The organism is Pseudomonas sp. Pseusp15, assembly GCF_059492165.1.
The window spans coordinates 1,178,791-1,190,694 of record NZ_CP168523.1; the positions used below are offsets into that span (position 1 = coordinate 1,178,791).

The following is an 11,904-nucleotide window of genomic DNA, read 5'->3' on the forward strand; positions in this document are numbered from 1 at the left end:
CGCGATGGGGCCTGGCAGGTGCCCGACCGCTTACGTCGGACAAGTCTCCGGGCCGTTATTGAGCCCTTGTTTATAGCGGTGGCTCTGCAGGCTGGCCTTGCCGTTGTGCCAGGTCAGCGTGAGCACGTAAAGCGAGTCATAGTCGCTGGATGCCCAGTCATCGGTGATGCGCTGTTCTGAGCCGACGGCTTCCCCGGCGACCTTGTTGATCAGTTCGGGCAGGTAGCCATGGGACCAGGCGGTATAGATGATCGAGTTGTGATACTTGTCGCGAAGCAGTTCATCGGCCAGGTCGCTGGTGTCGTTGGCCGAAAATTCGATGTTCACCGGTAAGCCGAGCTTGATCGCGCTGGGGCTGATGGTCATCAGGGGGCGAATGTAACTGTATGAATTATCCAGTTCGCCTTCCTCTACATTGCGCGTCGGGTTGGCGGCAAACACGTAGTTGGCCTTGCCGAATTTTTCCGGCAGCAAGGTGGCCAGGTCGATGGCGCGGTTCAGTCCCTGACAATTGAGCTGACCCAGGCCGCCGGCCGGTTTTTCCGCGTGACGCAAAAACACCAGCGTCTGTGTACCGTCAACCGGCTGGGCGCGGCTTACACTGGACTCCAGCGACAAAAGCAACGCGCTGGCCGCCAACAGAGCGGGCAGGAAGATATAAGCGCGATGTTTGAAGCGGTTGGTGAATTTCAAAGGATTCATCATCGAATAGGTGATCTTCAGCGCATTTGGTTAAGGCTGACAAACATTGACACCTCAAGCTCCTAGCATAGGGTGTTTTCCATGTCGTTGACCCGGTCCATTTCTAACAGGGCAATGCTCAGAGTCCGATGAAGCCCTTTTGGTTCGATTCGAGCTTCGATCCGAGCGAGGTGCCTGGCACTTTAGCGGCAACCTTGAACGGATTGGGGGGAAGGTTATCGACAGGATGTTTCGGATTTATGGACACAGTACACATCTTAGCCCCGTCCCCCTTATGATCTTCACTCCGATTTTCCCGTGGAAGCTCCCGATGACCGATTTGTCTGCATTCCCCATCACTCGAAAATGGCCGGCCCAGTACCCGGAGTGGATCCAGCTCTATTCCTTGCCAACGCCCAATGGCGTCAAGGTTTCGATCATGCTCGAAGAGATCGGGCTGCCCTACGAGCCGCATCGTGTGGGCTTCGACACTCAGGATCAGCTGTCCCCTGAGTTTCTGTCGCTGAACCCCAACAACAAGATTCCGGCGATCCTCGACCCCCACGGCCCGGGCGACCAACCGCTAGCGCTGTTCGAGTCCGGGGCGATTCTGATTTACCTCGCCGACAAGAGCGGGCAACTGCTGGCGCAGGAGTCGGCAGCGCGTTACGAGACCCTTCAGTGGCTGATGTTTCAGATGGGCGGTATCGGGCCGATGTTCGGCCAGCTCGGTTTTTTCAACAAATTCGCCGGCAAGGACTACGAAGACAAGCGTCCCCGTGATCGCTACGTCGACGAAAGCAAGCGCTTGCTCAAGGTCCTCGATGGCCGTCTGCAAGGGCGCGACTGGATCATGGGCGAGCGCTACACCATTGCCGACATCGCGACTTTTCCGTGGGTGCGTAACCTGATCGGCTTCTACGAGGCCGGCGACCTGGTCGGCATCCAGGATTTCCCCAACGTCACCCGTGTGCTGGAGCGTTTCCTGGCAAGACCGGCGGTAATTCGCGGTCTGGAAATCCCCAAGCAATCCCTTTGAATCCTTCATCACCAAGGCAGGCAATGAGCGCATTCGATTTCAAGCAAGTAGATGTTTTCAGCCCCGTCGCGCTCAAGGGCAACGCGCTGGCGGTGGTGTTCGGCGCAGACAGGCTCAGCGATGAACGCATGGCGGCGTTCGCGAACTGGACCAACCTCAGCGAAACCACTTTCGTGCTCGAACCTCGAGACCCCCGGGCCGACTATCGAGTACGTATCTTCACCACCCTGCAAGAGTTGCCGTTCGCCGGTCATCCGACGCTGGGCACGTGCCATGCCTGGCTCGAGGCCGGTGGTGTGCCCAAGGGTGAGGAGATCATTCAGGAGTGTGGTGTCGGCCTGGTGCGGGTGCGTCGGCAGGGGGCGGAGCTGGCGTTTCTCGCGCCACCGCTGCTCAGGTCCGGTCCGGTGGATGCCGGACTGGTCGAGCGCGTACGGCAGGGGCTTGGGTTGGCGCCGGGGGCGATTGTGCGCACGCAATGGGTCGACAACGGTGCCGGTTGGCTGGCGGTGATGGTCGAGGACCGCCAGCAGATTCTGGACTTGCAGCCGGATCATGCACAGATGCTCGGCCTCGCCGTTGGTGTCATCGCGCCATGGCACCCCGAGAATGATGGTGCTGACGCGCAGTTCGAGGTGCGTGCATTCATCTCCGGCGACGGCATGCCGGAAGACCCGGCCACCGGCAGCCTGAACGCCGGAATCGCTCAATGGTTGCTCAGCGAAGGGCTGGCCCCGGCATCTTATGTCGTCAGTCAGGGCCTGACCATGGGCCGCGCCGGGCGGATTCGGGTGGAGCAGGTGGGGGATGAGATCTGGATTGGTGGTTCTGTAGTGACGTGTATTACCGGAACGCTGACGATCTAACCTGTGAGAGCAGGCGGTATTCGATGCGGGCGATTGTTGCCGCCGCGGTAACGTTGTCTTGAGCGATCGAGGTTTGTGTCCCGCACCTTGCAGGGCATAAGCTTTGCGCCCTACGAATTTCGTCTCTTCAGGAAGGTCCATGTCCAGTCAGTTCCCCGAAGCACGTCCACGCCGTCTGCGCCGCAATGCGAGCCTGCGCAGCCTGTTCCAGGAAACCGAGTTCAGCTTGAATGACCTGGTGCTGCCGATTTTCGTCGAGGAAGAGATCGACGATTTCGTGCCGATCAAGAGCATGCCCGGGGTGATGCGCATTCCCGAGTCGAAACTGGCCGGCGAGATCGAGCGTTACGCCCGGGCCGGGATCAAGTCGGTGATGACCTTCGGCGTGTCTCATCATCTGGACAGCAACGGCAGCGACACCTGGAACGATAACGGCCTGGTGTCGCGCATGTCGCGCATCGCCAAAAACGCCGTGCCGGAAATGATCGTGATGTCCGACACCTGTTTTTGTGAGTACACCGACCACGGCCATTGCGGCGTGTTGCACCAGCACGAAGTCGATAACGACCAGACCCTGATCAACCTCGGCAAACAAGCCGTGGCCGCCGCCCGGGCCGGTGCCGATGTGATCGCGCCGTCGGCGGCGATGGACGGGCAGGTCCAGGCGATTCGCCGGGCGCTCGATGCAGCGGGTTTCAGCCAGACCGCGATCATGGCCTATTCGACCAAATTCGCCTCGGCGCTTTATGGCCCGTTCCGCGAAGCCGGCGGCAGTGCGCTCAAGGGTGACCGCAAAAGCTATCAGATGAACCCGATGAACCGTCGTGAAGCGGTGCGTGAGTCGTTGCTGGACGAACAGGAAGGCGCCGACGCGCTGATGGTCAAGCCGGCCGGCGCGTACCTGGACATCATCCGCGACATCCGCGAAGCCTCGCGTCTGCCGTTGTCGGCGTATCAGGTGAGCGGTGAATACGCGATGATCAAATTCGCCGCCCAGGCTGGGGCGATCGATGAAGATCGCGTCGTGCGTGAGAGTCTGGGGGCGATCAAAAGGGCGGGGGCGGATTTGATCTTCACCTACTTCGCAATGGACCTGGCCCTGGCCGGGATCTAACAAATCAAAAGATCTTCAGGTGATATAAGGCCGTATCCCATGATCGCGGAAATACCGTTCGATCACCTTCGGATCGGCGCTGTAATCGGCGATCGCCACATAGGTATCGGGGCGCAGCAGGTAAAACCCGTTGCGCGCCAGGCCCACGGTTTCAAATACCGGTCGCCAGTCGAACACCTGCAGCGGCAGGTGATGCGCCTTGCACCAGGCGATCATCTCGTCGCTGGTTTCGCCATACACATGCACCTGCCAGGTCAGGTATTTCAGCGATTCGAAGTTGTCCCCTTCATCGTCGTGGGCCCAGGGCAGGCGATCACCGCCGTGAATATGGCCGGTAACGCCCTCACTCAACGGCATGCCGCGATAGTTGAGGGTGGTCTGTGACACCGTGCGAAACAGGAACTCCCGGACGGCCTCGAACGAGATCATTTTCGGGATCAAAAAGGGCGCCACGCGCATGCGCATTACGTCGGCAATTGGCCCATCGGCCGTGACAAAATTGAACACCCGATCAGTGGTGGCCACCAGGCGCTGGGCAAAGGCGATGCGTTCGGTTTCATAACTGTCGAGCAGTTTGGCCGTGGCGCTGCCGCTTAACACCGCCGCGAGCTTCCAGGCCAGATTGATCGCGTCGCCAATACCGGTGTTCATGCCCTGGCCACCCGCCGGGCTGTGGACATGGGCGGCGTCACCCAACAGAAACGCGCGTCCGGTACGAAAGTGATCCGCTACCCGGTGATGCACGCGGTAGGTCGAGAACCAGTTCACCTGATCGATCTGCACCTTTAAATTCTCGATGGCCCGTCTGCTGACGTCTGCAAACTGGAGGGTTTCGGCGCGCTCGGCGCGTTCGTCGCGAACCGTGCCGATCAGTCGGGCGCGACCTTCGCTGGACAGAGGAAAAATGGCGAGAAAGTCGGCTTCGTCGAGGTCCACATGCAATTCACCGTTGAACGTCGGGCCGCGGGCCTGCACATCCGCCACGTAAAAAATCTGCTGATAGGTGCCCCCCGGAAAATCGGTGTCCAGGGATTTGCGCACGATCGAGCGGGCGCCGTCGCAGCCAGCGAGGTAGCAGGCCTGGCAGGTTTGCTGCTGGCCATCGGGCAAGCGCAGCGTTGCGGTGATGCCATCGCCAGTTTCCTCGAAACTGTGCAATTCGGTGTTGCGCTCCACCGTAATGCCAAAGGTCTCCAGGCGTTCGATCAGCAGTTGTTCATGCTCGTCTTGCGGATAGATTTCCAGGAACGCATAGGGCGTCAATCCCTCGCCGATGGCGCTCAGCGGCAAGTGTGCGACCGGTTCGCCCTTGACCCAGAAATTCGCGGCGCACACTTTATGGCCGTTCTGCACCACGGCGTCGCTGAGGTCGAGCTGGCGATACAGCTCCAGCGTTCGGGCCTGTACTGCCAACGCGCGTGAGGTAGTACCGGGGGCCGAGGTCTTGTCGATAATCCGCACCCCAATCCCCAGCTTGCTCAGCCACAGCGCCAGGACCAGCCCGGTCGGGCCGGCGCCGATGATCAGCACGTCGCTACGGTTCATGAGCCTGTCCTCCTCGGTGTGTGGATCAAGTATGGTTCAACCGGGACGCGCTCGCAGGCTCGACAGCGGCTACGGAACAGGGAGAGGGCGGGATAGTCATAGCCTGCGCCATGCCATTGATCGTATGGTTAACCCGGCTCAACGGATTTGATGGAGCACCATGCAAGCCAATCGATTGATCATGAGCGTGGCCGCGCTGTTGGTACTGGCCGGTTGCGGCACTCAGCGCCCTCAGGAACCGCCGGCCCGCAAGCCTGCCGAGGTCAAGGCCGAGATCGTCAGCCTGCTGCCGGCCAAAACGGTCGACCGTCAGGGCTGGGCCACGGACATCTACGCAGCATTTGCCGCGCAAAAGATTTCGCCGACCACGCAAAACCTGTGTTCGGTACTCGCGGTCGCTGAGCAGGAGTCGACGTTTCAGGCTGACCCGCTGGTGCCAGGCCTGGGCAAGATCGCCCGGGATGAAATCGACCGCCGCGCCGATAAGGCCCACATCCCCAGCTTGCTGGTCAGCGGTGCCTTGCAGGTGCGTTCACCCAACGGCAAAAGCTACAGCGACCGGCTGAATGCCGTGCGCAGCGAAAAAGAGCTCAGCGAGATTTTCGATGACTTCATCGGCATGGTGCCCATGGGCCGGACCTTGTTCGGTGGCTTCAACCCGGTGCACACCGGCGGGCCGATGCAGGTCAGCATCGACTTTGCCGAGCAGCATGTGCGGGATTATCCCTACCCGGTGAACGGCTCGATTCGTCACGAAGTGTTCACCCGTCGCGGTGGCCTGTATTTCGGTATCGCCCACTTGCTCGGCTATCCGGTGAGCTATAAGCAGCCGCTGTATCGCTTCGCCGATTTCAACGCCGGTTGGTATGCCAGCCGCAATGCGGCGTTTCAGAACGCGGTCAGTCGTGCGACGGGTATCCCGCTGGCGCTGGATGGCGACCTGGTGCGCTACGACTCGATCATGCCCGGCACCACGGAACTGGCGGTGCGCACCCTTGGCAAGCAATTGGACATGCGCAACCCGACCATTCGGGATCAACTGGAGGAGGGCAAAAGTCTTCAGTTCGAGGACACCACGCTCTATCAACGCGTCTTCGCTTTGGCCGAACAGGCCGAAGGCCGGCCATTACCCCGGGCGGTGTTGCCGGGGATCGTGCTGCAAAGCCCGAAAATCACCCGAAAACTCACCACGGCGTGGTTTGCCAAGCGGGTCGACGAGCGCTATCAGCGCTGTATGAAGCGCGCGGGAGGGTAACCGGGCAAGCTCGCTCCCACATGGTTCGTGCGCAGTCTTTGGCATCTGCTACAAAGAGAGAGTCGCAGAGGAGATTTAGTCATGTACCAGCTCTATGGGCATCAGAATTCGGGGGCGGCCGCCATCGAAGCCGCGCTGGAACTGTGCGAGGTTCCTTATCGCTTCATCGACGTTTCATCGTCCCCGCAGGCGCTGCATGCGCTGGAGAAGCTCAACCCGCTGAAGCAGGTTCCCACTCTGCAACTGCCTGATGGCGGCGTTCTTACCGAGAGTGCGGCCATCCTGATTCACCTGGGCCTTACGTTTCCGGAGTCGAATCTGTTGCCGGAAAATCCGATCAAGCGCGATCAGGTGATTCATGGCCTGGTGTATATCGTCAGCAATTGTTACACCGCCATCGGCATCATCGATTACCCCGAACGCTGGCTGGCCGAGGCGGACGAGTCGTCCCGGCAAAACCTCATGGCCGGTGCCCGCCAACGCCTGCATTGGCATTGGGAGGTGTTTGCCGATCAGTTCGCCGGCAAGTTGTACCTGGACGATGGAAAACCGGGCGCGCTGGATATTCTGGCAGCGGTGGTAACGCGGTGGGCGGGCACCCGGGAACACTTGCGCATTGCGCGGCCGGGGTTCTTCGCCTGGCTCGAACGCTTCGACCGCCACCCTGCATTGGCGCCGGTCTTCTCTCGGCATTGGCCATAGGAACACCGCCAAACACATGTTGTGGGGGAGGGGCGGGCTTATCTGTGGCGAGGGAGCTTTTGTGGCGAGGGGCAAGCCCCCTCGCCACAAAAGCCCCCTCGCACAGTGTGCAATCACTCGCCGCGAATGTACTGCTCCAGCTGCCGAATCAGTTCAGCCTGTTCGGCAATGGCTTCCTTGACCAGGTCGCCGATCGACAGCAAGCCCATCAGCTCACCGTCCTCCACCACCGGCAAATGCCGCAGGCGTTTGTCGGACATGATGCCCATGCAGGTTTCGACGGTTTGATGGGTGTCCACGGTGATCACCGGCGACACCATGATGTCGCTGACCGGTGTGCCGACGGAGGAGCGCCCCTTGAGCACCAGTTTGCGCGCATAGTCCCGCTCACTGATGATGCCGACGACCTTTCCGTCTTTGAGGACCGGTAACGCGCCGACGTTTTTGGCGGCCATCACCATCAGCGCTTCCAGCACCATTTGATGAGGCGCAATGGTGTGGACTGCCTGATTCTGTTGGGCCTTTAACTTGAGCAACTGGGCGACGGTTTTCATGACGGCTTCTCGGGTGTTGTCGTTGTTCTTGAAGAATCGTAGAGACAGGCTCACAGAGCAAGGTGCAAAGCGGCAGATAACACGCAAATAGCGTCATTCAGTGATTTTTCTTTGTAAAAGTCCGCAGCCCTCCCGGGCACCCTGCGCAATTGTGGCGAGGGAGCTTGCTCCCGTTCGGCTGCGTAGCAGTCGCAATCCGATAAACGCGGTGTGCCTGAGAGACCGTGTTGGCAGGTTTGAGGCCCGCTTCGCAGGCCAACGGGGTGGTGCGGCGTTCCGACAAGCCCCCTCGCTACACCGGCGATCACGCGTAGAATCACCCCTTGAATCAAATCGTTGAGGTCGCAGTGGTGGATTTACAGCAGGGCTTCGTCCTGACCCGGCATTGGCGCGATACCCCGGCCGGCACCGAAGTCGAGTTCTGGCTGGCGACCGATGCCGGTCCCCGGCGCATCCGCCTGCCGCATCAACCGTCGGTCGCGTTCATTCCACAGGCCATGCGCGAGCAAGCCGAAGCGGTGTTGCGCGGCGAAAAGAACGTTGAACTGCGGCCGTTGGCGCTACTGGACTTCGAGCACCGCCCGGTGCTGGGCCTGTATTGCCAGCAGCACGGCCAGCTGATGCGCCTGGAAACCGCACTGCGCAAATCAGGCGTCGAGGTGTTTGAAGCCGACATCCGCCCGCCGGAACGCTACATGATGGAGCGGTTCATCACCGCGCCGGTTTTGTTCGGTGGCACGGCTGGCGCCGACGGCCTGCTGTTCGACGCGCAAATGAAACCCGCCCCCGGCTATCGGCCGAACCTGCGGCTGGTCTCGCTGGACATCGAAACCACCGCCCAGGGCGAGTTGTACTCCATCGCCCTGGAAGGCTGCGGCGAGCGTCAGGTGTACATGCTCGGGTCGCCCAATGGTGATGACAGTGGGGTGGATTTCCAGCTCGAATACTGCGATTCGCGAACCCTGCTGCTGAAAAAACTCAATGAGTGGTTCGCCCGGCATGACCCCGACGCCATCATCGGCTGGAACGTCGTGCAGTTCGACCTGCGCGTCCTGCACGAACATGCCCGGCGCCTGGCGGTGCCTTTGAAGCTGGGGCGTGGCGGCGAAGAAATGCAGTGGCGCGAGCACGGCAGCGGCAATCATTATTTCGCCTCGGCTGCCGGCCGGTTGATCATCGACGGCATCGAGTCGTTGCGCTCGGCCACCTGGAGCTTCCCCTCGTTCAGCCTTGAAAACGTCGCGCAAACCCTGTTGGGCGAGGGCAAGTCGATCGACAACCCGTACCAGCGCATGGACGAAATCAATCGCATGTTCACCGAGGACAAACCGGCCCTGGCCAAGTACAACCTCAAGGACTGCGAACTGGTGACTCGAATCTTCGCCAAGACCGAGTTGCTGACTTTCCTGCTGGAGCGCGCCAGCGTCACCGGATTGCCGGCGGACCGCAGCGGCGGCTCGGTAGCGGCGTTCACCCATTTGTACATGCCGTTGATGCACCGCCAGGGTTTCGTCGCACCGAACCTTGGCAATAAACCACCGCAGGCCAGCCCCGGCGGTTTTGTCATGGACTCGCAGCCGGGGTTATACGAGTCGGTGCTGGTGCTCGACTACAAAAGCCTCTATCCGTCGATCATCCGCACCTTCCTGATCGACCCGGTGGGCTTGATCGAGGGGCTCAAGCATCCTGACGACAGCGAGTCGGTGCCAGGCTTTCGCGGCGCACGTTTCTCACGGACCCGGCATTGCCTGCCGGCCATTGTCGCCCGAGTCGCCGAAGGCCGCGAAACCGCCAAGCGCGAACACAACGCGCCGCTGTCCCAGGCGCTGAAAATCATCATGAATGCGTTTTACGGTGTACTGGGTTCCAGCGGTTGTCGCTTCTTCGATACCCGGTTGGCTTCGTCCATCACCTTGCGCGGGCACGAGATCATGCTGCGTACCCGCCAACTCATCGAAGCTCAGGGCCACGCGGTGATCTACGGCGATACCGACTCGACTTTCGTCTGGCTGCGTCGCCCCCACGGTCAGGTCGAAGCGGCGCAAATCGGCCATGCGCTGGTGGACCACGTCAACCAATGGTGGCGCGAGCATGTGAAGCAGGAGTACGGGTTGGAAAGTGCCCTGGAGTTGCAGTTCGAAACCCACTACAAACGCTTTCTGATGCCGACCATTCGCGGTGCCGAGGAGGGCAGCAAGAAGCGCTATGCCGGGTTGGTTACCCGTGCCGATGGCTCCGACGAGATGGTCTACAAAGGCCTGGAAACCGTGCGCACCGACTGGTCGCCGCTGGCCCGGCAATTCCAACAGGAGTTGTACCTGCGCATCTTCAACCGCAAGCCCTATCAGGATTACGTGCGTGACTATGTGCGCAAGACGTTGGCCGGTGAGTTCGATGAGCGCCTGATCTACCGCAAACGCCTGCGTCGGCCCCTCGATGACTATCAGCGCAATGTGCCGCCCCATGTGCGGGCCGCGCGGATCGCCGATGACTACAACGACCAACAGGGGCGGCCGCGGCAGTATCACAACGGCGGCTGGATCCGTTACGTGATCACGGTTGCTGGCCCCGAGCCGCTGGAAGTGCGCAGCACGCCCATCGACTACGACCATTACATCACCCGGCAGCTGCAACCGGTGGCGGACGCTATCCTGCCGTTCGTGGATGACGATTTCTCAACGCTGATTGGGGGGCAGCTGGGCCTGTTTTGAGTCCAGCAGCGACAGCGTCCAGTCATCCGGTATGCCGTGAAAGTACTGATCCAGCGCCTGATGGAACAGGCTGCCTTTTGGCGAAACCTGGGCGAACAGCGTCATCGATGAATGAAACTTGAGGTTGTCGGGGTGCCCGAAAATCTTGGTGATCGAACGTTGAGGAGCATCCAGCACCAATTGCGTGCAGGTGCGCAAGCGCGGCCCCAGCAACGGATGCTCGAGGTACGCCGCGGCCTCTTCACTGGAGCGAATGGCAAAGTAGCGGGACATTTCGCTGTCACCCAATCCGGCAAACTGCGGAAAGATGAACCACATCCAGTGTCGGCGCTTTTGGCCGGCGCGCAGTTCATCCTGAACCCACTCGAACACAGGATCCTGCGCCTGGACGAAGCGTGGCAAATTGAAAGAGTCGAGCTGATCGGTACTTCTCATGCCGATGCCCTCTGATAGATCCGCGATGGCTCAGACCATGGCCAACCGCTGCTTGCGTTGTGGCGCGCGAAACGCTTGGTCCAGCGCCTCCAGATCCCCAGCCTCCAGACGCAATTGCGCCGCTTGTGCGTTGAGCCGCACATGCTCGGGGTGGGCCGCTTTGGGGATGGCGATCACTCCGCTCTGACGCAGAATCCATGCCAGCGCTACCTGCGCAGGTGTCGCCTCGTGACGGGCGGCAACTTGTTTGAGTATTGGATTGGCCAGCATGTGTCCGCCCTGGCCGATCGGACAGTAGGCCATCACCGGCATCTTTTGCCGTTGGCTCCAGGGCAGCAGATCGAATTCGATGCCGCGCTCTTCCAGGTTATACAGCACCTGATTGGTGGCGCAGGCCGGTGAGGCCAGCTCTTCCAGGTCGCCCAGGTCAAAATTGGACACGCCCCAACGGCCGATCTTGCCGTCTTCGCGCAGGCGTTCGAAGGCTTCGACGGTTTCCTCAAGGGGATACTCGCCGCGCCAGTGCAACAGATAAAGATCGATGTAATCGGTATTCAACCGCCGCAGGCTGCGTTCGCAGGCCTGGGGGATGCCTCTGCGGCTGGCGTTGTGAGGGTAGACCTTGCTCACCAGGAAAACCTGGTCGCGCAGGCCTGTGATGGCTTCACCCACCACCTCTTCGGCGCCCCCTTCAGCGTACATCTCTGCGGTGTCGATCAGGGTCATGCCCAACTCGATACCCAGGCGCAGCGCTGCAACTTCCTTGGTGTGTCGGGAGCGTTCCTCTCCCATGTGCCAGGTGCCTTGGCCGATGACCGGCACAGCGCGGCCGGCCAGCTCAAGAGTCCGCATGAATCCTCCTTGTCGAAGCCCGATCGATACTACAGTTGGCAGCAAAATAGCAGGGTGGTTCCGTCGTCATCATGAAAGATCACAGCCTGCGGCAGCTCCTGCGAGGGCGGGGCACACCTGCGATATCACGGGTGTACCCAGCTCCCTGGA

The 11,904-nt window shown here is 60.7% G+C and carries 11 protein-coding genes; 6 read left to right on the forward strand and 5 right to left on the reverse strand.

The features are described from left to right. Positions 1–30: 30 nt before the first annotated feature. Positions 31–702: a histidine phosphatase family protein gene (locus ACEN8R_RS05355; RefSeq protein ID WP_432416833.1), complete on the reverse strand. Its 672-nt coding sequence runs from the start codon at positions 700–702 to the stop codon at positions 31–33. Positions 703–1,012: 310 nt separating this feature from the next. Between ACEN8R_RS05355 and ACEN8R_RS05360 the strand changes: the two genes are divergently transcribed. From ACEN8R_RS05360 to hemB, 3 genes are all read left to right on the forward strand, one after another. Beyond that, a complete protein-coding gene (locus ACEN8R_RS05360) occupies positions 1,013–1,720 on the forward strand; it encodes a glutathione binding-like protein (RefSeq protein WP_018925387.1) in 708 nt (235 codons plus the stop codon). A gap of 23 nt (positions 1,721–1,743) precedes the next feature. Then, entirely contained in the window at positions 1,744–2,586 is an 843-nt protein-coding gene (locus ACEN8R_RS05365; RefSeq protein WP_018925388.1) for a PhzF family phenazine biosynthesis protein, read from the forward strand. 139 nt (positions 2,587–2,725) lie between these two features. Beyond that, on the forward strand, positions 2,726–3,700 hold the full coding sequence (hemB, locus tag ACEN8R_RS05370) for a porphobilinogen synthase (protein WP_018925389.1): 975 nt from the start codon (positions 2,726–2,728) through the stop codon (positions 3,698–3,700). Between the two features lie 15 nt (positions 3,701–3,715). Here the strand turns inward: hemB and ACEN8R_RS05375 are convergent, their stop codons facing one another. Further along, positions 3,716–5,245, reverse strand: a complete 1,530-nt coding sequence (locus ACEN8R_RS05375) for an FAD-dependent monooxygenase (RefSeq protein ID WP_018925390.1) — start codon at positions 5,243–5,245, stop codon at positions 3,716–3,718. Positions 5,246–5,405: 160 nt separating this feature from the next. Between ACEN8R_RS05375 and ACEN8R_RS05380 the strand changes: the two genes are divergently transcribed. After that, complete coding sequence (locus tag ACEN8R_RS05380; RefSeq protein ID WP_018925391.1) at positions 5,406–6,500, forward strand: DUF1615 domain-containing protein; 1,095 nt, start codon at positions 5,406–5,408, stop codon at positions 6,498–6,500. Between the two features lie 81 nt (positions 6,501–6,581). After that, complete coding sequence (locus ACEN8R_RS05385; protein ID WP_018925392.1) at positions 6,582–7,202, forward strand: glutathione S-transferase N-terminal domain-containing protein; 621 nt, start codon at positions 6,582–6,584, stop codon at positions 7,200–7,202. A gap of 113 nt (positions 7,203–7,315) precedes the next feature. On the opposite strand, the gene ACEN8R_RS05390 is transcribed toward ACEN8R_RS05385, so the two are convergent. Beyond that, a complete protein-coding gene (locus ACEN8R_RS05390; protein WP_007939416.1) occupies positions 7,316–7,756 on the reverse strand; it encodes a CBS domain-containing protein in 441 nt (146 codons plus the stop codon). A 350-nt stretch (positions 7,757–8,106) separates the two neighbouring features. Between ACEN8R_RS05390 and ACEN8R_RS05395 the strand changes: the two genes are divergently transcribed. Next, entirely contained in the window at positions 8,107–10,467 is a 2,361-nt protein-coding gene (locus ACEN8R_RS05395) for a DNA polymerase II (protein ID WP_167331174.1), read from the forward strand. Here ACEN8R_RS05395 and ACEN8R_RS05400 read toward each other — a convergent pair. Both ACEN8R_RS05400 and ACEN8R_RS05405 read right to left on the reverse strand, forming a co-directional pair. Then, positions 10,432–10,902 carry a DUF1810 domain-containing protein gene (locus ACEN8R_RS05400; RefSeq protein ID WP_018925394.1) on the reverse strand — a complete coding sequence of 157 codons (471 nt, stop codon included), beginning with the start codon at positions 10,900–10,902 and terminating at the stop codon, positions 10,432–10,434. The genes ACEN8R_RS05395 and ACEN8R_RS05400 overlap by 36 nt on opposite strands. Before the next feature lie 30 nt (positions 10,903–10,932). Then, the gene (locus tag ACEN8R_RS05405) at positions 10,933–11,754 is read right to left on the reverse strand and encodes an aldo/keto reductase (RefSeq protein ID WP_018925395.1); all 822 of its coding nucleotides are present in this window, start codon (positions 11,752–11,754) and stop codon (positions 10,933–10,935) included. Between the last annotated feature and the right edge of the window lie 150 nt (positions 11,755–11,904).